This is a genomic window from Chitinophagales bacterium (genome assembly GCA_020636495.1).
In the GTDB taxonomy this organism is placed as follows: domain Bacteria; phylum Bacteroidota; class Bacteroidia; order Chitinophagales; family Chitinophagaceae; genus UBA5543.
This window is the reverse complement of the sequence record JACJXQ010000011.1, coordinates 1-22,736: the sequence shown is the minus strand read 5'-3', so window position 1 is coordinate 22,736 and position 22,736 is coordinate 1. Positions and strand designations below refer to the sequence as shown.

The window sequence follows — 22,736 nt, the reverse complement described above, 5'->3', positions numbered from 1 at the left end:
TACTCAGCCCGGCTCACAAAGCCTGGCTTTTTCTTATTTGTTAAGTACATACGGTATGCCCTTTTACTTAACAATACTTAACATTTTTTTCTCAAGATGCTCATTATCAACTACTTACAAAGACGCAATGTTACTTTCAGCTAAGCCCGTATTTCAGCTACTTAACAATTTTCACCCTTTCTCTTGCGCCTGTGTGTTCAGGCTGCATGAATTTTCACTACAATTTTCAAATTCATTATTGAAAATCAGTCCTTTAACGGTAATCCCCTTCATAACAAGCCCTTATTTTCATAACAGGTTGCAACAATTACCCGAAAAAAGGGTTTATAGCCACAACAATTTTCCATTCGGCACTTCGCGAATTTTGAATTACTTTTGCGCCTCGGGCGTCAGCCCGATTTTTGTATGCGCTGCTTTTTGGCGAAGAATTCAAAAATTGGGTCTCCCACGCACCGGATGGCACTTTGCCTGTTTTGACTTTGTAATTTTTTTGAATTTATAATATGCCACGCGACACTTCCATTAAGACTGTATTGATCATTGGTTCAGGGCCTATCGTTATCGGCCAGGCTTGCGAGTTCGACTATTCGGGCTCACAGGCAGCGCGCAGCCTGCGCGAAGAGGGCGTTAAAGTGATACTTATCAACTCTAACCCCGCAACGATAATGACAGACCCCATCATGGCCGACAGGGTGTACCTGTTGCCACTGACGGTAGAAAGTATTGAGCAGATACTGCAGGAGAACGAGATAGACGCAGTATTGCCTACCATGGGCGGACAGACAGCGCTGAACCTTGCCAAAGATGTGGACGAGCTGGGCATATGGAAACAATACAATATTAAGCTCATTGGTGTAGACATCAAAGCTATCGACAAGGCCGAGGACAGGGAACTGTTCCGCCAGTGGATGATAGAAATGGGCATACAGGTAGCACAGGCCAAAACGGCTAACTCGCTACTGGAAGGTAAAGAGTTCGCGCAGGAAATAGGCCTGCCGATAGTGATACGCCCCTCGTTTACACTGGGTGGCAGCGGCGGTGGTTTCGTTATGCACAAGGAAGACCTGGAAGCTGCACTGGATCACGGACTGAAATCATCTCCTATACATGAGGTGCTGGTAGAAAAAGCCGTACTGGGCTGGAAAGAGTTTGAGCTGGAGCTGCTGCGCGACAGCAGGGACAACGTAGCCATCATCTGCTCGGTAGAGAACTTCGATCCCATGGGTATCCACACGGGAGATAGTATCACCGTAGCCCCGGCCATGACATTGAGCGACACGGCTATGCAGCTGATGCGCGATACGGCTGTCCGTATCATGCGCGACCTGGGTAACTTTGCCGGTGGTTGTAACATACAGTTCGCACTGAACCCTGAAACGGAAGAACTGATAGCGATTGAGATCAACCCGCGCGTGAGCCGTTCTTCGGCACTGGCTTCTAAAGCAACCGGATACCCCATTGCCAAGATAGCCGCCAAACTGGCCATCGGCTACTCGCTGGACGAGCTGAAGAACCAGATCACGCAGAGCACATCGGCCTACTTTGAGCCTGCGCTGGACTACGTAATAGTAAAAATGCCCCGCTGGAACTTCGATAAGTTCAAGGGAGCTGACGATACACTGGGCCTGCAGATGAAATCGGTAGGTGAGGTAATGGCCATTGGCCGCACCTTCCCCGAGGCATTGCAGAAAGCCTGCCAGAGCCTGGAGAACAACGCAATAGGCCTGACATCTATCACCAGCGGCAAAATGCATGTTGACGAACTGCTGGAATCACTGAAACGTCCTACCTGGGACAGGGTATTCAAAATAAAAGACGCGCTTTCTGCGGGTGTATCTATCAAAACCATCCGCGAGGCTACCTTGATAGACCGCTGGTTCCTGTACCAGATACAGGACATCGTGAAGATGGAGAACAGGATAAAAGAATACAAGCACCTGGAGAATATGCCGGAAGATATGCTGCGCGAAGCCAAGATCATGGGCTTCAGCGACGAGCAGATAGCCATGCTGGTAAAAGACTGTACGGCTGAGGAAGTGTACGAGCGCAGGAAGAAAGCGAACATAAAGAGGGTATATAAAATGGTGGATACCTGCAGCGCCGAGTTTGCAGCCCAGACACCATATTACTACAGTACTTTTGAGAGTTCAGCCATATCTTCTGAAACACGCGGCGACCTGGTATTCAACGAAAGTATCAGCTCTGACAGGAAAAAAGTGATCGTTCTGGGTTCGGGCCCGAACCGTATAGGCCAGGGTATCGAGTTCGACTATTGCTGTACACACGGCCTGCTGGCTGCCAAAGAATGTGGTTACGAGGCGATCATGGTGAACTGTAACCCCGAGACGGTATCAACCGATTTTGATATAGCAGACAAACTGTACTTTGAACCGGTATACTGGGAGCACCTGTGGGAGATAATAGAACACGAACAACCTTATGGTGTAATAGTGCAGTTGGGCGGACAGACCGCCCTGAAAATGGCGGCACGCCTGCACGAAAAAGGCATTAAAATAATAGGTTCTTCATACGACAGTATGGATATAGCCGAAGACCGCGGCCGTTTCAGCGACCTGTTGAAAGAAATGAACATTCCTTATCCTAAATACGGTACGGCTTATAATACCGACGAAGCTATGGAAGTAGCCAAGGAAGTAGGATATCCCGTACTGGTGCGCCCTTCCTATGTACTGGGTGGCCAAAGGATGCGAATCGTTATTAATGACGAAGAACTGGAGAAAGGTGTACTCAGTCTGCTGAAACACCTGCCCGGCAATAAGATACTGATCGACCACTTCCTGGACCGTTGCCAGGAGGCTGAGGTAGATGCAATATGCGATGGTGAGGATGTACACATTATGGGTATCATGGAGCACATTGAGCCTGCCGGTATTCATAGCGGAGACAGCCACGCGGTATTGCCTTCCTTCAACCTGGGCCAACTGGAAGTAGACGAAATGGTGGACTATGCAAAGAAAATAGCTTTACGCCTGAATGTGAAAGGGCTTATCAACATACAGTTTGCCATAAAAGAAGGTAAGGTATATGTGATAGAGGCCAACCCGCGTGCCAGCCGTACCACACCGTTCATAGCCAAAGCATACGGTGTGCCTTACCTGAACATTGCTACTAAGATCATGTTGGGTGAGAACAAACTGAAAGACTTCAAAATGGAAAATAAACTGGATGGTTACGCAGTAAAAGAGCCGGTATTCAGTTTCAATAAATTCCCCAGAGTTAATAAAGAACTGGGTCCTGAAATGAAGAGCACAGGTGAAGCAATACGTTTCATCAAAAACCTGCGCGACCCATGGTTCAGGACGTTGTACAAAGAGCGTAGCATGCACCTGAGTAAGTAGGAAAAAAATATGGCAGACCGGATGAAAACACGTAATATTACGTCTAACCAACCAAACTTGTAAATTATGAAACTACTGTTTACTTCTATTTGCTTATTAGCTCTGTCAGCTACCGCCTTCGGGCAGTATTCATTCCCTTTGGTGTTTGACCAGACAACAGGCCCGAAAAATCCTGTTGGCACAGATACCGTTTATGGTACTGTATTGAGTTCTGTACCCGTTGTGCCGGACGGGCAATATTATACCTGGGACCTGACAACTGTGCAATTGGCCAGCTATAAGTACTATGCTAAATTCTCGGCAGCAACAAATTTTGCCAATGCCAATTTTGCAAACCTGGCATATGTTGAGTCTGCAGGTGTAACATACGAGACCAACCTGATGTTCTCTATTGATGCTACCGGTATCAAAACACAAGGTGAGCGTATCGACCGCCAGGCATTTTCCCTGGCTGCACAAGGGGGTGCTCCTACTGATAGCCTGGTGGTATTGAAGCAGGATGTAATATATTCTGCACCGCAGGTGCAGATGCCTTACCCTTGTACTATAGGTACCAAGTGGAACTCAACTTCCAACAGCAGTACGAACATGACCTTATCGTACAAACTCCCTTCGCCATTGCCGCCGCTCACCAATGCTCCGGCTCAGCGTAAGTCTATCACTACTTCTACCAACGAAGTTGTGGGCTGGGGCTTTATGAGGATCAAACGCCCGTCTGACGGTAAGCCATGTGGTGCTGAGGCAGTACTGGAGGTTAAAACAACACTCTCTGTAAAAGATAGCCTGTACCTGAACGGCGCTCCTGCAGATCCGTTGCTGATGCAACAGGTAGGCCTGACACAAGGACAAACAAATACTGTTTATCAGAAAAGTTTCTATCGCTGGAATGAGATGCTGCCAATGGTGAACATCACATTTACTGATGCAACATTTGCAACCATGAAGGACGTGAACATTCATCCTCAGCGCCTGCGTTATCCTGATAATGTAGATGACATAGCACCTGCAGCAATGGCCCAGGTATTCCCTAATCCGGGTAATGGTAACTTTACGGTCAGACAACCTGAAGCTGTTAATGGAACCTGGACATACAACATTACCGACATTACCGGAAAAACAGTAAGTACAGGTACACTGAAGCAAGCGGAAACTAAAATATCGCTGAAAGGTTCTGTTGCTCCGGGTACTTATATTATGAACATAGCAAAAAATGGCACTTCTGTAAGCGGACACAAACTTGAGATACAATAATCATATTTATAATACATACTTTACAAAGGCTCCCGAAAGGAGCCTTTGTTGTTTTATCCTAATGTATAAAGGCCATAGTATCATGGTTACAAACATCAACACATTGATTATTAGTTAATTATGTAGGTGTTTGCCGTATAGCCCTATATATTTGCCCGCCAAAATCAAATAACATGAAGAAGCAACTGCTGGCGGCATTAGGCCTGGCCACATTATCAATTCAGCATGTACAGGCACAGTCCATGTCATCATCATTGGACTCTGTGCTTATCAAAGAGAACCGTATAACAGAGCCTTACGGTAAACACAACAGGAACATCGAGATCATGGATAGTCGACAGGTACTGGCACTCCCTGTAAAGAATGTCAACGAACTGCTGTCTTATGTAGCGGGTGTAGACCTTCGTCAACGTGGCCCTGCTGGCACTCAGTCTGACATGAGTATTGACGGCAGTACCTTCGACCAGGTACTGGTGCTGGTAAACGGTGTTAAGATGTCTGACCCGCAAACGGGCCACCACATGCTCAACCTGCCCATACCACTTTCAGCTATCGACCATATTGAGATAGTACGTGGCCCTGCGGCCCGTACCTATGGTATCTATGCATTGGCTGGCGCTATCAACATAGTTACCAAGTCACCGGTAAAAGACGAGGTGTTTGCACAGGCTTATTCGGGTAGTAGCCTGAAACAGGATACAGCTACCGGTAAAACTTACCTGGGCTGGGGCGCACAGGCATCAGCATCTATAGCCGGCAAAAAGCAGTCGCACATCATATCACTCTCGCACGACGAGGGTAATGGTTACAGGTACAATACAGGCTATAACGCTTACAGGCTGTACTACCAGAACCGTATTAACATCAACGACAAGAACAGCATTGAAGCTATGGGTGGTTATATCAATAACGACTTTGGTGCTAATGCTTATTACGCAGCCCCTGTTGATGCAGAAGCAACTGAAAAAGTGCAGACTGCTTTAGGTAGCATCAAGTACACATACAAGCCTTCTAAAAAGGTATCTATCAGCCCGCGTGTAAGCTACAGGTACAATAACGATGATTATATTTTCGTACGCCAGAACCCGGCCCTGTACCACAACATACACGAAACCAATGTGCTGACAGGAGAAGTTCAAAGTACCATACGCCTGAACAAGGGCATCATAGGTGCGGGTGTTGAATACCGTAACGAGGACATCAACAGTACTAACCTGGGCAAGCGCCAGCGTAACAACCTAGGTATCTATGCCGAGTACAAGCATTACTTTTCTGATAAGTTGAATGCAAGTGCGGGCCTGTATGCCAATAAGAACAGCGACTACGACTGGGAAGTATTTCCAGGAGTAGATGCAGGCTACACAATAGCCCGCGACTGGAAACTGTTTGTGAATGCCACTACAGGGCAGCGCCTGCCTACTTATACCGACCTGTATTATAAAGGTCCGGCCAATATAGGTAATACGCAGCTGAAACCAGAGTATGCCAACTATGGCGAGGGTGGATTACAGTATGACAAACAAAGCATATTTGTAAGAGCTGCTTACTTCTACCGCAGGTCTACCGATTTTATCGACTGGGTAAGAGCTACCAATACAGACCCCTGGCAGCCGCAAAACTTCCAGACCATCAATACACAGGGCATTACGATGCAGTCGGTTATCGACCTGGGTAAACTTGCCCACCTGTCCGGCAACTATGATGTGAAATTGAATGCTAACTATACTTACCTGAGCCCTGTGGTAGAATCACCCACAAGCGAGATATCCAAATACGCTATCGAAGCGCTTCGACACCAGGCGACCGTTAAGCTGACATCTGTGCTGTATAAACATGTACAGGCCAATATCGCTTACAGGTACCTGTACCGCATCAATGCCAATGACTATACCCTGCTGGATCTGAGGATAGGTTATACCTTTAAGAATATCCTCCTGTATGCAGATGTGAATAATATACTGGACGCGCAATACAAAGAGGTGGGAGCCGTGCCTATGCCGGGCCGCTGGATGACCATAGGAGCACGATTTAACACGGTATGGAAATAATCAATAGCAAGGGTAGTCTGTTTGGGCTACCTTTGCACTGTTTAAAAAATTGATATGAAAGAGAAACATCCTAAAGACACGTATAATGTTATGTCAGAATTGGTATTGCCCAACGATACCAATACACTGGGCAACCTGATGGGTGGTAAGCTGATGCACTGGATGGACATTGCGGCTGCTATTTCGGCACAGAGGCATTGTAACTGCCCCGTAGTCACGGCATCAATAGATAATGTTTCGTTCAACAATCCCATAAAGCTGGGCAATGTATTGACCATAGAGGCGAAAGTGACCCGCTCATTCAATACCTCTATGGAAATATACCTGAAGGTATGGGGAGAAGACCTGTCGGCACAATACAAATACCTGACCAACGAGGCCTATGCTACCTTTGTAGCGCTGGACCCTAACGGCAGGCCCCGTAAAGTACCAAAACTGGTACCCGAAACAGAAGATGAGCAAAAGATGTATGACGGCGCACTGCGCCGCAGGCAAGTACGCCTGATACTGGGCGGCAAAATGAGCCCGGACGATGCAGATGAACTACGCTCATTATTCATCCCTAAATAGAGTTGACGAACTAAAAGTTAAAAAATCAGACAATGATATTAGACAGGACACAAGCACCCAAAATACACGATGCGATAGAGTTTGATTATGTATTGCCACCGGTAAATACACAAACGCTGGATAACGGACTACCACTCTACTGGCTCAATGCCGGTGTGCAGGAAGTGGTGGAAGTGGATTGGGTTTTCCCGGCGGGGCTGTGGTATGAGCAAAAAGAAGGTGTTGCACAAGCTGTAGCCGGACTGTTGAAGAACGGCACCTCAAAGCGCAATGCTAAGGAGATAAACGAGGCATTGGAGTTCTATGGCGCTTCAGTCAGGGTTAAGCCGGGCAATGATAATGCTACCGTGTCGCTGTTCTGTATGACCAAACACCTGCCCCAATTGCTGCCGGTAATATTCGAACTGCTGACGGAAAGTATCTTTCCCCAGGAAGAGCTGGACATCTATAAGCAGAATACAATACAAAGGTTGCTGGTGAGCCTGCGTGAATGTGATTTTGTAGCCAACCAACAGATAGACGCACTACTGTTTGGTGAACATCACCCCTACGGACGTTATACCAAACGTGCAGTGATCGAGACACTGACGCGCGAAGACCTGCAAACGTTTCACAAAAAAAGCTACGACCTGTCAGGAGTAAAAATATTCATGGCGGGTAAGGTAAGTGAGCAGGACACAAAATGTATCAACGAAGTGTTTGGTAAAATAGCTGTGAACCCAACAGCATTGGAAGTACCTACCTTTACTGCCGAAACTATTGCAGAGCGCAGGCATCATATCATGAATGATGAAAATGGTGTACAGGGTGCGATACGTATAGGTAGCTTGTTCCCCAACAGGCACCACCCAGACTTTGCACCTATGGTAGTAGCTAATACCTTGTTCGGTGGTTATTTCGGCTCCAGGCTGATGAGCAACATACGCGAAGACAAGGGCTATACCTATGGTATATATAGTAGTACTACGCCAATGCTTAACGGTGGCTCCCTGATTATACAAACAGAAGTAGGCAGGAATGTGGTAGAAGCGGCTGTGAAAGAGATATACCACGAGATGGATGTGATATGTAATGAAAAAGCGGATGATGATGAACTGCTGCTGGTGAAGAACTACCTGCTGGGCAACCTGCTGGGCGACCTGGATGGTCCTTTCCACATCATACAGCGCTGGCGTATGCTCATCCTCAACGGGCTGACCATAGAGCACTTCAATCGTAACGTACAGATATACAAATCTATTACTGCAAATGAGGTACAGGCACTAGCACAAAAATATCTGAACAAGGATAATTTCCATGAGGTGGTGGTCATATAAAACTACTTATTTGTAATTCATAAGGTAAATACTAACTTCAAATGACAGCTTAGTAATTACCTTATGAATCATGAGTAGAACAAACCTTGACAGAGTAATTTTTTTCTCCAAAGAAGATAGTGCTTATGTACACTATTTTAAAAAAGTAGAGAGTCTTTTAGATAATGTTAATTTCAATCAAGATTTTGAAATCAATGACATCTTAGAGTTCTACAACATAAAGAAATACTTTGACAATGAAATATACATTCCAACTTGGGATGATTCTACAAAGGATCATTTCAAAAAAGCAGTCAATCAGTTATGGTTGATTACTAGAAAATATTTCTTGACTATAAGTAATCAAACAATCAATGAACTGAAATCTATATGAATATGGTTATAAAAAAGATTTCTACGGAATTGTCTAAGTAACAACCTTCTGTATATAAACAAATTGACCAAACATTTCATCAGTTCTCAAAATGAACCTTTTCATGTTGACTACATTTTAAAGCATAAGATTCTTGTAACTCATTTTCAGCGGAGATTAAAATCCTTTTAATTAACTGAAAGAGTCTGCAAGTGCTGTTATCAAACTTTGAATGAATCACAAACATGATTTTCCGATCTTACTTCCCAAAATCATTAGAAGTCTATCTGATAGAGAAGAAATAATATCAAAATATATTGATGATGATGCAAACTTAAATTTCATTAGTCTAATTGTTTGCTCTAATTCTAATAGTTAAAATATATCAACTAGGACAAAATTAAAAGCAAAGAGAGAAAGCATTAGAGGGAAGTTCACTACTGCAAATGTTTTGCCTCTTGGAAGGTAGGTGTTCTATATATTACCTTGAGTGAAGACGACTTAGACAGTCAAATATTCAGTAAGATGGAATTTAGAAGTTTCTTACAGTAAAAAATTGGATCAACATAATACATTCTCAACTTTTCTCTCTCTATTTGAGAGGCTATTTCGTTACACAGATAATGAGGGTTGATTAACACAGTAAGTAAAGAAAGTAAGTTAGATGTAATGGAAACAATATTCATGAGTCGAAAAATATGAATATTCCATGGGCGAAAATTTTATCGAAAGACATTCTATACTATATTAGTAAATTGCCTTATTAGATTACCATCAACTCAGGAACAAGATTCAATAGAAATGTTATTGGGTCGTTTATTGCTAAGTTCTTGAATATTTAGATTTATTTTTTCAAAAATCTACGTTTCGTTGAAATCAGATCTGAGTTTAGAAAAATACGGATAATGTCCTGAGTTCGATTTTGCTCCACTTGATATCAGCTATACACGTACAGGATGGGAAGAAATTGACTTTAGACTTTTTGGAGTTTGCTCCAGGCTTTATGGTACTGGCAAATAAACAGCTTGGTTGAGTGTAAAAGTATGTTCCCTGCAAATAGTCCTGAGGATTGGTATTCTGAGGTAACTTTTTTCAGATCAAAGTATTTATATATATTGAGCCATTTGAAAATTATTGCTTATGACTTGTGATGACAAATGAGAATGTACGTTTGAGATTTTTTAGGATTATCAGAAGATGGAATAAAGTATTTTGTTGATAAAAAAATATCTCTGTATTTAGTTCGATGATTTTGTAAAGACTAACAACACTCTTATTTATAGTCAATCAAATTAATGGAGTATTAAAAGCTATTAGCATTATCCTTTAGTAGTACGAAATTCTATTGATGAAATGCTTAACTCAAGTTTACTAATATCTGAAAGTAAACTTTTATCGAAACAAGAAATAATGTATTTCAATTATCATCTAAATAAAAGAGAATTTACAAACGGATTAGATCTCAGAAATAAGTATCTACATGGTACAAATACAAGCTCCGAAGAAAAACATAAGACAGAGTATTATATTCTTTTAAAGCTAATTGTACTGATTCTCTTTAAAATGAAAGATGACTTACTAATATGTGAATATGCCAACAATAATACCCAAAATATTAATTATTGATAGTTCTCTACCCTCTCTCAAACCTGCTATACAATGCTCTTTCCAGGTCTTCTCTATGGTCGGGGTGGGCGATGCTGATGAGTAGTTTAGCACGCTGTTCCATATTCTTACCATACAGGTTCACCACACCATATTCTGTTACTACATAGTGCACATGCCCACGTGTGGTCACAACACCCGCACCCTGTTTCAGCATAGGTGTAATTCTTGATACCCCTTTACTTGTAACAGAAGGCAATGCGATGATTGGCTTACCACCGGGAGAGAGCGAAGCCCCACGCATAAAATCCATTTGCCCGCCTATGCCCGAAAATTGGTAAGTGCCCAGTGAGTCGGCACATATCTGCCCCGTAAGGTCTATCTCCAGTGCGCTGTTTATGGCTACTACTTTCGGGTTCTTACGGATAATGGCTGTATCATTTACATAGGCTACATCCATAAAAGTAATATTGGGATTATCGTCTATAAAGTCGTACAGCTTCTTTGTACCTACAGCAAAAGTGCTCACTATTTTGCCCGGGCGTATCTTCTTATGCTCATTGGTAATAACCCCGCTTTTTACCAATGGTATTACACCGTCTGAGAACATCTCAGTATGTATGCCGAGGCCTTTATGGTTGCACAACGAACTTAATACTGCATCCGGTATAGAGCCTATGCCCATTTGCAGGGTCGAACCGTCCTCTATCAGCTCCGCTACATTCTTACCTATCTGTACGGCTATATCGTCCACCTTTTGGCCGTAGTCTACCTCGGGCAGTGGCGATTCATCCCATACCATGGCATCAAACTTCGTATAGTGTACATGCGTATCGCCATGCGTGCGCGGCATCAGCGGGTTTACCTGTGCTATGAGTTTCTTAGCTGTCCTTACAGCCGTCCATGCCGCATCTATTGAGGTGCCCAGGGTACAATAGCCATGTTTGTCGGGCGGCGAAACCTGTACGATGGCTACATCTATTGGCAGTATACCATCTTTAAAGAGCGTAGGTATCTCACTAAGAAAAACCGGTACATAATCACCATAGGGGCTGTTTACCCATTCCCTCACGTTGGCGGAAACGAATAATGAATTCAGGTAAAAACTTTCTTTTACGGCAGGTGTATCCCAGTCTATGTGGCCAAAGGTGCTGATGGCCACTAACTCTACTTTATTGATCTCACCCGCTCTTTTCAGCAGGGTATTCAGCAGGTGCAGAGGAGTGGCGGCGCTTCCATGGATGAATACACGGTCTCCACTTGACACTATCTTAACAGCCTCTTCGGCCGGGATATATTGGATATTCATGACAGCAAAAGTATAGTCTATTAATAGGAATAAAGGTGATGAGCATCATTTTTCCGAACTTTACAAAGCTTTAACAAAGTTTCTGAACTTTCTGCGTCTATAGCACGTATATATCATTAACCACTTTTAAAACAGATGTTATGCGCTATTCAAGTATATTTATCATGTTATGTTGCAGCATATTTTTTGCGCAATGTACCAGTGCTCAAAACAAAAAGGAGACAACTATGGACAATACACACAGCAACAATCCGTACTACTCGCGCACAGACACCAACAAACTGGATGTAAGCGATGCGGAATGGAAAAAGATATTACCCAAAGAGGTGTACGAGATAGCCCGCGAGAAAGGAACCGAATGGGCTTTTACAGGCAAATACTATAAAACGGACACCAAGGGTGAATATTACTGCGCAGTGTGCGGCAACCACCTGTTCCGCTCTGATGCGAAATTTGCCAGTACCTGCGGCTGGCCCAGTTTCTTTGAGACCATACGCGATAACAGCGTAGTGTACACGAGGGATGCCAGCCACGGCATGGTACGTACCGAGGTGACATGCGGCCGTTGCGGCTCTCACTTGGGCCACGTGTTCGACGACGGGCCACCGCCAACAGGTAAACGTTTTTGCATGAACTCCGCCGTACTTGATTTCGTACCGGACAAAACAAATGAATAAGAGGTAGTGTTTTTAATATTGAACCCGTTATTTTGTAGCAGAAATAACGGGTTTTTCTATGACTAAAAAAGAGCGGTACGAGTTTGTTATCAATTGGTTCAAAGAACATATGCCTGTGGCAGAAACAGAACTGGAGTATGAAAACCCTTATCAACTGCTGGTGGCCGTAATACTATCGGCACAGTGCACAGACAAACGCGTGAATATTGTTACGCCCGCACTGTTCAAAGCATTCCCAACACCCAACCTGCTGGCCAAGGCGGAATTTGAAGATGTGGAACCCTACATACGCAGTGTAACCTTTGCCAACAATAAAACCAAACACCTGATAGGCATGGGCAAGATGCTGGTAGAGGATTTTGGCGGCGAGGTACCTGACACGGTGGATGAACTGGTGAAACTCCCCGGTGTAGGCCGCAAAACGGCTAATGTCATCACTTCAGTAATTTTCCATCAACCCAATATGGCTGTTGATACACATGTATTTCGTGTATCGGCACGCATAGGACTGACCACCAATGCAAAGAATGTGCTGCAGGCAGAAAAGCAATTAGTGGCCAACATACCAAAGGAACTGATACACAAAGCGCATCACTGGCTGATATTGCACGGGCGCTATACGTGTACAGCCCGCAATCCTAAGTGTAAAGAATGCGGGCTGACGAGTATCTGTAAATTCTATAAAACGGATATGAGGCATATCATTGAAGCCTCATAATATTATCCTTGTTGCGCTTCAGGCTTCTCCCATTCAGGTTTGAAGGCTTTTGTATAGTCTTCAAACTTCTGTGTTTTGTAGATTCCTTCACCAAGGTATTTCATGATCATTTCTATGTTGGAAACCGGCATATATCCCGGCACGGGTTGCGGATTGGCAAAATTCTCCTCCATGATCACCATCGTCGGATAAGACATATTATCATTCAATAACTTGCTGGCCAGTTTATTTACATTGCCTTCCATGCCGTATTGAGTTCCCTGGAACATGATGTCCTGGGGTGCTTCAGCATTGAACTTCACTGCATAAAAGTGTTTGTTCATATATTTTATCACCTCGGGATTACTGAAGGTTTTTTTGTCCATCACTTTACACCAGCCGCACCAATCGGTATATACGTCCACCCATACTTTGCGAGGTTCTTTCTTCATGGCCACCTGCACTTCATCCCATGTCATCCAGTTGATGCCGCCCTTTTCGTTGCCACCTGCAAAGACGTGCGTAGTCATCACAGTTATAGCTACCAGCATCAATATTATGTGTCTCATATTCAATCGTTTCATGCTTACGAATTTACGATTATTTCCATGTAGCTTTGTTAAAGTCTTGTGATAATTAGAATAATTTAGATATATGAAGATAGCTGTAGCAATGACAGGAGCCAGTGGAGCTATATATGCGAAGGTTTTATTGGATACGCTGTTAAAACTGAAGGATAAGATAGATGAGGTGAGCCTGATCTGGACGGACAATGCATACACGGTATGGGAACATGAGTTGGGCAATGAGGACTATAAGCATTACCCTTATAAAATATGGAGTAAGAACGACTTTATGGCGCCATTTGCTTCCGGTAGCTCTTCTTACAGCGCTCTTATCATCTGTCCTTGCAGTATGGGTACTGCCGGACGTATAGCCGCAGGCATCAGCAACGACCTGATAACCCGTGCTGCTGACGTGATGCTGAAAGAACGCCGCAAGCTGGTGTGTATAGTACGTGAAACACCATACAGCCTGGTGCACTTGCGCAATATGACAACCATTACAGAAGCAGGCGGTATCATATGCCCGGCTACACCATCATTTTATAGCAAACCTGCTACAGTAGAAGAAGTAGCTTATACTGTAGTGCATCGTGCGCTACACCTTGCCGGAATAGAAACAGATGGTTATAAATGGCAGGAAAATTAAACGTATGCAATATTCTCAATCGATAGAAAGGCTTAGGAAAATAATGGATGAACTCAGGGAGCAATGTCCCTGGGACAAAAAGCAAACAGCTGAAACTCTCAGGATACAAACCATAGAGGAAACCTATGAGCTGGCGGATGCTATACTGGATGACGACTGGACGGGCATAAAAGAAGAATTGGGAGATTTACTGCTGCATATTGTATTTTACAGTAAGATAGGTGCTGAAAAGAACCTGTTTACCCTGGATGACGTGATAGAGGGGGTGTGTAATAAGCTGGTGGCCCGTCACCCGCATATATACAGCAGTGTGCTGGTAGAGAATGAACAACAGGTGGAGCAGAACTGGGAGCAACTGAAACTGAAAGAGGGGAAGAAATCTATATTAAGTGGCGTACCTAAATCGTTGCCGGCAGTAGTAAAAGCTGTTCGCTTGCAGGGAAAGACCAAACAGGTAGGTTTTGAATGGGATACGACAGAACAGGTGCGCGAGAAGGTAGAGGAAGAAATGCAGGAACTGTATGAAGCGGTAGGCACTGGCGAGCATGAAAAGATCGAAGATGAGTTTGGTGATGTAATGTTCGCACTGGTCAACTATGCCCGCTTTGTAAAAGTAGACCCGGAAATTGCATTAGAGAGAACCAACAAAAAATTCATACGCCGTTTTCAACACATTGAAAAAATGGCCGCTGAGCAAAATAAGGCTTTGCAGGAGATGACCCTTGAAGAGATGGACGCTTTATGGAACAAGGCTAAAGAAATGGAATAGACAATAAGTGTTCAAAAAATATCCATATAAAGGCTGGCTGATACTGGCACTGCTGATGTGGGGGCTGGTGATAGCCCGTTATTACCAGAAGAGCCTGTGCGTATTGCCAGAGAATATGGCCCATACCATTGAGCAGGACCTGCACAGGAAGCAGGCTGCTTTCGGGCAGGTGTCGGGCAATACGGAACTGGTAAAAAGGATATTCTCAGGTTCACTGAACAGCGCAGACATTACCTATCTCACCCGGCAACAGTTTGGACTGTATGCTTATCGCAACGACACCATCATATTCTGGAACAATAATAAAGTGCTGGCGGATTGCGAGCCACCGTCTCCAAGGGGCAAAACAGAATTGTACTTTAACGACAGGGGCAAGTTTGTGAAAAGCTGCCTGGAGCCGGATAGCAATAAAGGGAATGAAAAGATAGTTGTACTCTACCCGATCGTCACCACTTACCCTTTTGAGAACAGCTACCTGCATTCCTCCTTTGAAGCTGCTGATTATATTCCTGTAAGTTCAACCGTATCATCCCGTGCTAATGCTGATAGTTACCCGGTAAAAGAAATAGACGGTGAAACTGTTTTTCATGTAACCTTCAAAACACAGAACCTGCCGCAATGGATACCCGGTGCTGTCATAGCAAGCTTGTTACTGGGGGCTTTACTATTCACTGTTTTTTGGCTACAACTCATTACTACCTACTATACCCGTAAACGGTCTTTCTGGTCGGGATTCTTTTTATTGGGAGGAATCATTCTCACTTTCCGTGTGCTTACCTATCATTATGGGTTACCTTTCAACCTTGAGGAGCTTCCCATATTCAGGCCACAACTATATGCAGCAAGTATATTATTGAATTCGTTGGGGCAATTGTTGGTGAATGCCGTATTGTTTTTGTGGCTGGTACTGTTCGTTGTTCGGCATGCAAAACATGATTTCCTGGCAGAACTCCGTATAGCTGTTCCTGTAAGGTGGTTGCTTGCAACCGGGTTTGTCATTGCGATATTGGTATATTCTTTTGCATACATCAATATTGTCAGTTCTCTGATCACAGACTCAAAGATCTCATTCGATGTAAGCCATTTCTATACCATCTCTACCTATACGATAATAGGACTGTTTATCATTGCTATTATCACCACGGCTTCGTTTATGGTGGTGTACCTGTTCAGCCTGCAATTGAGTATACTGATAGCGAATAAATGGCTGAAATACCTACTGCTGGCTATGGTTGGTATGGTGATGATATTGCTCAGCGATACGGTCACCAGTATATATGTGTCTATCGGTTTGCTGGTTTGGTTGTTGGTATTCATTATGCTGCTGGATGTAAAAAAACTCATGCCTGCACCTGACCTGTTCTCACCGCAAATGATATTCTGGTCAGCTTTTATTTTTGCATTCTGCACAGGCATACTCCAGTATTTTAATTACACCAAAGAGCATGAAGCCAGGCTGCACTTTGCAGAAAAAGTTGTGCAGCAAAGGGATGACATTACAGAATTTGCTTTTAGAGCACTTGCGGATAATATTTCGGAAGACCCGGTCTTAAAATCATTTCTGGCCTATCCCGGCAGGACAAAGAGAAAAGAACTCGAGGAACGTTTCGATGCCTTGTATTTAGGCGGACACATGAACAAATACCAATGCAAGCTGCTCATATATGATGATATGGGCCGTAGCCTTTATAACAATGATACACTCAGTTATAATACATTAATAAGACTGGTAAAGAATGCGGAGCCTACCATTACATCGACACTATATTATAGGGAGGACGCACAGGACGGAAGGTATTACCTTGCCGAAATACCTATCACATCCGGCGACAGCTTGTTGGGCGAAAGGCTGGGGTTTGTATTTATAGACATGGCCGTAAAAGAATCAACAGGTCAGACCGTCTATCCTGAACTTTTGCAACCGGGCACGGCTGAAGGCAATAGAAACGAAGAAGGTTATTCCTATGGTGTTTACGTAAATAACAGGTTACTTACACAAACCAGTGACTATAATTTTCCTGTATATAACACAGACACTATTACTAGTCATTATAGATTCAGGGAGTATTCCAATTCCTCGGAACTGCAGACTGAACTGGACAATGGGAAAACTGTTTTTGTAATCAGGTATCACAGGTTGTGGTTAGAGAGCATTACGCTATTCTCTTACCTGTTCGGCATACAGATGATATTGTCTTTGGTGTCGATCCTCTACAGGATATATCTACTGTTTATATTACGGAGTGAAAAGTCTGAGAAGCTCATCAACTTTACTTTGCGACGGAGGATACATATCTCGTTCCTGGGTATTGTATTTGTGTCGTTCATTATCATAGGTGTCATCACTATCGTATTCTTTACCCTGCAATACAAACAAAACAGCAGGAAGAAACAACAACTGGTGATGCAGTTGGTTGAAAGAGCCACACTACAGTTCCTGAAAGATGAAAGGTCGCTTGACAGCCCGGATGATTATAATAAACTGGTGGCTACCAATACCTTCAAGTATTTTATTACCGGATTGTCCAATGCTCAGAAAATAGATATTAATCTGTATCATGCCAGCGGTGTATTGAGTGTCACGTCGCAGGAGGATATATATAACAAAAACCTGTTTGCACGTATCATTCCACCGGAAGCTTATTACGAGTTGGCCGTGCGCGGGCACCAGTTCCTGATACAGGATGAACACATAGGTTCATTATCCTATGTGTCGTGCTACAAACCTATTACCAATAAGAACGGGCAGACACTAGGCTATATCAATGTTCCTTTCTTCTCATCAGAAAAAGAACTAAACTTTCAGATATCGAGCATACTGGTAGGACTTATCAATTTATATGCCTTTGTTTTTCTGCTGTCAGGGGTACTTACTGTTTTCATCACCCGATGGATCACAAAATCGCTGAGTATCGTTATCAAGAGTTTCAGCAAATTCAGCCTGAGTAAGAATGAGCCCGTAAGCTGGCCATATGATGATGAAATAGGACTGCTGGTGAATGAGTACAACAAAATGGTAAAGAAAGCGGAAGAGAATGCCAGGCTGCTGGCACAGAACGAGCGTGAGGGAGCGTGGCGAGAAATGGCACAACAGGTTGCGCACGAGATAAAGAACCCGCTAACTCCTATGAAGCTGAACATTCAGTATCTGCAGCAGGCATTGTCTAACAACTACCCTAATGTAAATGAGCTGGCGAAAAAGGTTTCAGAATCGCTGATCGAGCAGATCAACAACCTGTCTTATATAGCATCAGAGTTTTCAGATTTTGCCAAGATGCCAGAAGCACGCCCTGAAAAATTTGATCTGAACGAACTGCTGCAGAAAACAGTAGACCTGTATAAAAATCAAAGTGAAGTTACCGTTACGTTCAAGAGGTATAACCGCAGGTTGGATGTATATACGGATAAAAGTCAACTGTTACGTGTATGCAACAACCTGTTGGAAAATGCAGTGCAGGCTATACCTGAAGACAGGGAAGGTAAGGTGGTGGTTTCTATTACAGAAGAAGGAGATGATGCATTGATAGCCTTTTCCGACAATGGAACAGGCATTGAGCCGGATGCTGTAGGCAGAATATTTCAGCCATATTTTACCACAAAATCATCGGGTACAGGACTTGGCCTTGCCATGACTAAAAAGATCATTGAATTCTGGAAAGGGACTATCCGTTTTGAAACTGTACCCGGTAAAGGCACTACTTTTTATATTACTGTCCCCATTGCCAATGGCAATGAGGCTTAGTTACCAGACCTGCACTTCACGCTCCAGTACAATACCATATTTCTGCTGAACAGCCTGCAAGATAGTTTCTGACAATGCCCAAACCTCTCTACCATTGGCACCACCGTGATTCACCAACACCAGCGCCTGTTTATCATGCACGCCCGTATGGCCTGTTTTATAACCTTTATAACCGCACTGCTCTATCAGCCACCCTGCCGGTACTTTTACAAACCCTTCATCCACTGGATACGAAGGTATTTCTGCATATTGTTTTTTTAGTTCATCATATTGGGTTGTTGGTATAGTAGGATTTTTAAAAAAGCTACCTGCATTACCTATTTGTTTCGGATCAGGTAATTTGCTGCTACGTATAGTTATCACTGCATCTGCAATGGCCTTGATGGATAGGTCTGTAATACATGTTCTATCCAGCTCTTGCTGTATAGCACCATAACTCGTATGAAATACGGGACGTTTATTCAGCCTGAACGTGACATCTATAATAAACGCTTTACCTTTCAGTTCGTGCTTGAAAATGCTATCCCTGTAACCAAACCTGCATTGTTCATTTTTGTATGTGATGTATTTTTTCTCATCCCACAACCATGTTGTCACTTCGTCTATCGCATCTTTCACCTCCACTCCATAAGCACCGATATTCTGCATAGGTGCTGCCCCTACTGTCCCCGGTATCAATGCAAGGTTCTCTATACCCGCCCAATTATTCTTTATGGCATACATCACCCACTCGTGCCATACCTCGCCCGAGCCAACCTTTACCCATATATGGTCATCATCTTCTTTAAGTACCTCTATACCCTTTAGTTGATTATGTATGGTCAGCCCCTGCACGTCACCTGTCAGCAAGATATTACTACCACCGCCAATAATATGCTTCTCAGCAGGCAGGGTATCATCTCCGGTTATTTCTTCCAGTTGTGCCCTATCGGTCAATGTCACAAAACGGGCTGCATTGGCCGCTATGCCAAATGTATTATATGGTTGTAATGAAATATTTTCCTGTACCTGCATCTGCAACAAAAATAGAAATACGACGCTGAATTATTTTTCAAACTTTGCGCCCCTGAAGCTAATACCCAAACCCGGCTTACCACTCGGGCTGATAACACCATTGTCGTATGTTAAGCCTGTAGCTACATCTTCTTTTAATAAAAGCGGCCCATCTGCATCCACTTCGTCCAGCATCGGCATCAGGCTGGCAATAGCTGCAGAGCCGATAGTAGCCTCACACATAGCACCTATCATCGTCTTCAACCCCAGCTTTTTCGCTTCCTCTATCATCCGCACGGCAGGTGTGATACCCCCACACTTGGCGAGTTTGATGTTCACTCCATGAAAACCCTCTGTACATTTTTTGATATCCGGTTCCGTCTGGCAACTTTCATCTGCAAAAAGCGGTATGCCCGATATACTTTTCAGTTCTTTTTGTGCTTCTACTTCATCACGATGCAGCGGCTGCTCTATCATGCTCACACCCAGCTTTTTCAATTCCGGCACAAGGTGTTTCGCTTCTTCAAAACTCCAGCCTTCATTAGCATCTACCCTTATCCCCGCATCTGTATTGTTCCGTATAGCACGTACCAGGTCTATATCATCAGGCCTGCCAACTTTTACTTTGTACAGCGGCCATGGATTAGCTTTTAATTTAGCCAGCATTTCATCAACACTATCCATACCAATTGTATAATCCGTAATTGGCGTATGCTCCCATTTCAGGCCAAGCAACTCATATACAGGCTTGCCACGCATTTTTGCATACAGGTCCCATGCAGCGATATCCAATGCCGCTACAAGAAAATTCTGCCCCGGCAATAAGTGGTGCAGGAAATGCCAGAAACGCTCAGGATTGGTGAGTGCGTAACGTTCTATTACATGTTTTTTAGCTTCCAGTTGCGCTATCATCCCTTCAACCGTAACATTGTAATAACTTATAGCGCCTACTTCACCGAATCCCATCAGCCTGCCCGTGCCCAAAGACACTACCAGCATTGGTTGCGCAGTCTTTGTCCCCTTATATGTTGTAAACGGGTATTTGAATGCCAGATCGTAGGGATAATACTTTAAATGCAACATTCCTTAAAATTGCAACTATTTTTGCGATTAGAAAATTCAGCTATGCCGAAAATTCCGATCTGGGTCTTTATACTACTTGCTATATTACATATATCTGCCGTACGTGTGGGAGTAATGGATATTGATGCCTCGCAATATGCGGAGATCAGCCGCGAGATGATGGAGAGCGGCAATTACCTGCAGTTGTTCGACCGGGGTATCGATTACCTGGACAAGCCACCTTTCCTGTTCTGGGCAAGTGCCTTGAGTATGAAGATATTCGGCGTGGGGAATTTTGGTTTTAAACTACCATCCATATTATTCGCACTATTTGCCATATATGCTACTTACAGGCTGGCAAGATTACTATATGACGAGGCTACAGGACGCATGGCAGCACTGGTATTTGGTACATGCCAGGGTATGTTCCTGATGACCAATGACATTCGTACGGATACCATGCTGACGAGCTGGGTTGTGATCGCTATATGGCTGATAAAAGAATGGGATGTGCACGGCAAGCTATATCATCTCTTATTGGGTTTCGGCGCTGTTGCATTCGGTATGATGAGCAAAGGGCCGGTAGCCTTGATGGTGCCTGTATTTTGCTTTGCAACAGACTGGGCATTACATCGTCAATGGAGTAAATTCTTCAGGTGGCAATATTTATTGGGCATTCTTGTGATGGCATTACTGCTTATCCCGATGAGCATTGGCCTGTATCAACAGTTTGATGCTCAACCCAACAAAATAGTCAACGGACTGACAGGTGTTTCAGGATTACGTTTTTTCTACTGGTCGCAAAGCTTCGGCAGGATAACCGGCGAAAGCCCATGGAACAACGGTGCAGGAATTGATTTCCTGTTCGTGAATATGCTCTGGTCTTTCCTGCCATGGGTACTATTATTCATACCGGCATTAATTATCCGTATTGTAGAACTTGTAAAACAGAAATTCCGCCTGCAACCCGGGCAGGAATGGATGACTACAGGTGGTTTTATTCTATCATACCTGGCGCTTGGCTCTTCGCACTACCAGCTGCCACACTATATTTTCGTGGCCTTTCCGCTGGCGGCTATTATGGTTGCGGTATTGCTGAAAGACTTTTTTGAAGGCGATAGGTACGGCCAGCTACACGCCATATTCAAGCCGGTACAGTGGGGTATCTCCTTTTTATTGCTTGGAGTAGTACTATTGTTGGTTGCCTATGTTTTTCCCGGTAGCACTTTATGGCTCATATTATGGATAATTGCAGTGGCGGTGCTGGTATTCATAGCCTTCAAAAAAACAATTCAGCCTAAAATGTTCTGGCTGAGTGTCGCTGCTATTATGCTCAGCAATTTCTTTATGACCAATCATTTTTATCATACCTTGATGAACTACCAGTTGGGCAACCAGATGGCGGCCTGCATCAAAGAAAAGAAGGTAGCTACAGATGACATCATTCAGTATAAAATGGTCGATCCGCTCAATTCTTTCCATTTCTATGCACAGGGTGTCATCTCACGAGACAGCTTTGCTATAGAGCCCGGCAAGTACGTAATAACACAGAATTCGGGACTGGCAAAGCTGACTGAGAAAGGATTGGATTATGACACTGTTACTACCGGTAAGTGTTTCCGTATCAGCGAATTAAAACCAGCTTTTCTCAATCCTGACACAAGACAGGCAGCAATGATGGATTATTATTTTTTACGGATCAAATAATGTGCGTGAGTACCACTCTGCAAAATGAACAGATATATTACAGTACCTAAAGACAAATCAGCTGAAA

General features: G+C 43.8%; 16 protein-coding genes. 12 read left to right on the top strand and 4 right to left on the bottom strand.

The window, feature by feature from the left end:
• Positions 1-503: 503 nt before the first annotated feature.
• The 6 genes from carB (at position 504) to H6550_16415 (ending at position 8,917) form a co-directional block, all read left to right on the top strand.
• Positions 504-3,359 (top strand): carbamoyl-phosphate synthase large subunit, encoded by a 2,856-nt coding sequence (gene carB / locus H6550_16440; GenBank protein MCB9047725.1) that lies wholly within the window; start codon positions 504-506, stop codon positions 3,357-3,359.
• A gap of 66 nt (positions 3,360-3,425) precedes the next feature.
• A complete protein-coding gene (locus tag H6550_16435) occupies positions 3,426-4,610 on the top strand; it encodes a T9SS type A sorting domain-containing protein (protein ID MCB9047724.1) in 1,185 nt (394 codons plus the stop codon).
• 173 nt (positions 4,611-4,783) lie between these two features.
• Positions 4,784-6,658 (top strand): TonB-dependent receptor, encoded by a 1,875-nt coding sequence (locus tag H6550_16430; GenBank protein MCB9047723.1) that lies wholly within the window; start codon positions 4,784-4,786, stop codon positions 6,656-6,658.
• A 54-nt stretch (positions 6,659-6,712) separates the two neighbouring features.
• Complete coding sequence (locus H6550_16425) at positions 6,713-7,228, top strand: acyl-CoA thioesterase (protein MCB9047722.1); 516 nt, start codon at positions 6,713-6,715, stop codon at positions 7,226-7,228.
• Positions 7,229-7,260: 32 nt separating this feature from the next.
• Positions 7,261-8,544, top strand: a complete 1,284-nt coding sequence (locus H6550_16420) for an insulinase family protein (protein MCB9047721.1) — start codon at positions 7,261-7,263, stop codon at positions 8,542-8,544.
• 70 nt (positions 8,545-8,614) lie between these two features.
• On the top strand, positions 8,615-8,917 hold the full coding sequence (locus H6550_16415; GenBank protein MCB9047720.1) for a hypothetical protein: 303 nt from the start codon (positions 8,615-8,617) through the stop codon (positions 8,915-8,917).
• A gap of 1,612 nt (positions 8,918-10,529) precedes the next feature.
• Here the strand turns inward: H6550_16415 and H6550_16410 are convergent.
• Positions 10,530-11,810, bottom strand: coding sequence for an acetyl-CoA hydrolase/transferase family protein (locus H6550_16410; GenBank protein MCB9047719.1), 1,281 nt, complete (start codon positions 11,808-11,810; stop codon positions 10,530-10,532).
• A gap of 227 nt (positions 11,811-12,037) precedes the next feature.
• Between H6550_16410 and msrB the strand changes: the two genes are divergently transcribed.
• A complete protein-coding gene (msrB, locus tag H6550_16405; GenBank protein ID MCB9047718.1) occupies positions 12,038-12,487 on the top strand; it encodes a peptide-methionine (R)-S-oxide reductase MsrB in 450 nt (149 codons plus the stop codon).
• Between the two features lie 58 nt (positions 12,488-12,545).
• Positions 12,546-13,205: an endonuclease III gene (gene nth / locus H6550_16400; GenBank protein MCB9047717.1), complete on the top strand. Its 660-nt coding sequence runs from the start codon at positions 12,546-12,548 to the stop codon at positions 13,203-13,205.
• A gap of 2 nt (positions 13,206-13,207) precedes the next feature.
• On the opposite strand, the gene H6550_16395 is transcribed toward nth, so the two are convergent.
• Entirely contained in the window at positions 13,208-13,753 is a 546-nt protein-coding gene (locus tag H6550_16395; GenBank protein ID MCB9047716.1) for a DUF255 domain-containing protein, read from the bottom strand.
• A gap of 85 nt (positions 13,754-13,838) precedes the next feature.
• Between H6550_16395 and H6550_16390 the strand changes: the two genes are divergently transcribed.
• The 3 genes from H6550_16390 to H6550_16380 are packed head-to-tail and all read left to right on the top strand — an operon-like array spanning position 13,839 to position 18,907.
• Positions 13,839-14,396 (top strand): UbiX family flavin prenyltransferase, encoded by a 558-nt coding sequence (locus H6550_16390; protein MCB9047715.1) that lies wholly within the window; start codon positions 13,839-13,841, stop codon positions 14,394-14,396.
• A gap of 4 nt (positions 14,397-14,400) precedes the next feature.
• Complete coding sequence (mazG, locus tag H6550_16385; protein MCB9047714.1) at positions 14,401-15,165, top strand: nucleoside triphosphate pyrophosphohydrolase; 765 nt, start codon at positions 14,401-14,403, stop codon at positions 15,163-15,165.
• 7 nt (positions 15,166-15,172) lie between these two features.
• Positions 15,173-18,907, top strand: a complete 3,735-nt coding sequence (locus H6550_16380; protein ID MCB9047713.1) for a HAMP domain-containing histidine kinase — start codon at positions 15,173-15,175, stop codon at positions 18,905-18,907.
• On the opposite strand, the gene murB is transcribed toward H6550_16380, so the two are convergent.
• Together murB and H6550_16370 are read right to left on the bottom strand one after the other, a co-directional pair.
• Positions 18,908-19,921 carry a UDP-N-acetylmuramate dehydrogenase gene (murB, locus tag H6550_16375; GenBank protein MCB9047712.1) on the bottom strand — a complete coding sequence of 338 codons (1,014 nt, stop codon included), beginning with the start codon at positions 19,919-19,921 and terminating at the stop codon, positions 18,908-18,910.
• Between the two features lie 30 nt (positions 19,922-19,951).
• Positions 19,952-20,980: a dipeptide epimerase gene (locus tag H6550_16370; protein MCB9047711.1), complete on the bottom strand. Its 1,029-nt coding sequence runs from the start codon at positions 20,978-20,980 to the stop codon at positions 19,952-19,954.
• 45 nt (positions 20,981-21,025) lie between these two features.
• Between H6550_16370 and H6550_16365 the strand changes: the two genes are divergently transcribed.
• On the top strand, positions 21,026-22,669 hold the full coding sequence (locus tag H6550_16365) for a glycosyltransferase family 39 protein (GenBank protein ID MCB9047710.1): 1,644 nt from the start codon (positions 21,026-21,028) through the stop codon (positions 22,667-22,669).
• The last annotated feature ends 67 nt before the right edge of the window (positions 22,670-22,736 follow it).

Coding starts and splice junctions, on each gene's coding strand:
- H6550_16420 (MCB9047721.1), top strand. CDS start 7,261: ATGATATTAGACAGGACACAAGCACCCAAAATACACGATGCGATAGAG.
- H6550_16390 (MCB9047715.1), top strand. CDS start 13,839: ATGAAGATAGCTGTAGCAATGACAGGAGCCAGTGGAGCTATATATGCG.
- H6550_16410 (MCB9047719.1), bottom strand. CDS start 11,810: ATGAATATCCAATATATCCCGGCCGAAGAGGCTGTTAAGATAGTGTCA.
- H6550_16395 (MCB9047716.1), bottom strand. CDS start 13,753: ATGAGACACATAATATTGATGCTGGTAGCTATAACTGTGATGACTACG.
- H6550_16365 (MCB9047710.1), top strand. CDS start 21,026: ATGCCGAAAATTCCGATCTGGGTCTTTATACTACTTGCTATATTACAT.
- H6550_16430 (MCB9047723.1), top strand. CDS start 4,784: ATGAAGAAGCAACTGCTGGCGGCATTAGGCCTGGCCACATTATCAATT.
- nth (MCB9047717.1), top strand. CDS start 12,546: ATGACTAAAAAAGAGCGGTACGAGTTTGTTATCAATTGGTTCAAAGAA.
- msrB (MCB9047718.1), top strand. CDS start 12,038: ATGGACAATACACACAGCAACAATCCGTACTACTCGCGCACAGACACC.
- H6550_16435 (MCB9047724.1), top strand. CDS start 3,426: ATGAAACTACTGTTTACTTCTATTTGCTTATTAGCTCTGTCAGCTACC.
- H6550_16415 (MCB9047720.1), top strand. CDS start 8,615: ATGAGTAGAACAAACCTTGACAGAGTAATTTTTTTCTCCAAAGAAGAT.
- mazG (MCB9047714.1), top strand. CDS start 14,401: ATGCAATATTCTCAATCGATAGAAAGGCTTAGGAAAATAATGGATGAA.
- H6550_16425 (MCB9047722.1), top strand. CDS start 6,713: ATGAAAGAGAAACATCCTAAAGACACGTATAATGTTATGTCAGAATTG.
- carB (MCB9047725.1), top strand. CDS start 504: ATGCCACGCGACACTTCCATTAAGACTGTATTGATCATTGGTTCAGGG.
- murB (MCB9047712.1), bottom strand. CDS start 19,921: ATGCAGGTACAGGAAAATATTTCATTACAACCATATAATACATTTGGC.